At 65.5% G+C, this 667-nt stretch carries 1 protein-coding gene; it reads left to right on the top strand.

Annotated elements, in window-relative coordinates; translation table 11 throughout:
• Positions 1 to 381: 381 nt before the first annotated feature.
• On the top strand, positions 382 to 667 hold a 286-nt coding region (locus RIV14_RS13685; protein ID WP_309325272.1), incomplete at its 3' end, for a polymorphic toxin type 15 domain-containing protein.

Raw genomic sequence — 667 nt, 5'->3', positions numbered from 1 at the left:
CTCCGACAGCACAGACACAGGCACCCCCGGCGACTCCGACGACCTTGGAAGCCCCGGTGACCCGGGTGGTCCGAGTGGGACTGCTGGTTCTGGTGACCTGGGTGGTTCTGGTCTGAACGGTTCTGGGGGTGGGTTGTGAGCGGCGGGGGTTCGCGTCGGCCTGCTCCCGGCGGGGGTTCTGGTCGGGGTGCTGGTGGTCTGGTGGCTGGGGACATGTTTACCCCGGGGTCTGCTGGGGGCCGGTCGGTGCTGGTGTGGGAGGGCCCTGCTGCCTTGAAGGCGGCTGGTGCCCGGGTGGGGGCTGATCGGTGGTGTGACAAGGTGGGCCCGGTGGTGGTGTCGTATCACACGGGTAAGTCCTCGAGTGGGTTGCCGGGGGAGATGACGCGTCAGCTCGATGGGCAATTCACGGCTCTGAGCCTGATGAGCGCCAAGGAGATCCTGGCTGGTATGGCTACCTTCGACGAGCGCAAGCGCTCCCCAGCCAGCCACACCAGAATCCGCAAGACATTCCAGAACGATCTTGCTGACAACCTGTCGCACCGGCACAAGTTTCCTAAGGATGTGGCGGGGTTGTGGGCTTCTCGGGCGATGCGGGAGCTGGCGGTGCTGCACAATCCTGATCAGCTGTTGTCTGGTCCGCAGGGGCCTTCCTTGGTGGGGGGTG

The organism is Actinomyces acetigenes (genome assembly GCF_031296635.1).
GTDB lineage: Bacteria > Actinomycetota > Actinomycetes > Actinomycetales > Actinomycetaceae > Actinomyces > Actinomyces acetigenes.
Note: the sequence above shows the minus strand (reverse complement) of the source record. Positions and strands in the feature narration are given on the sequence as shown.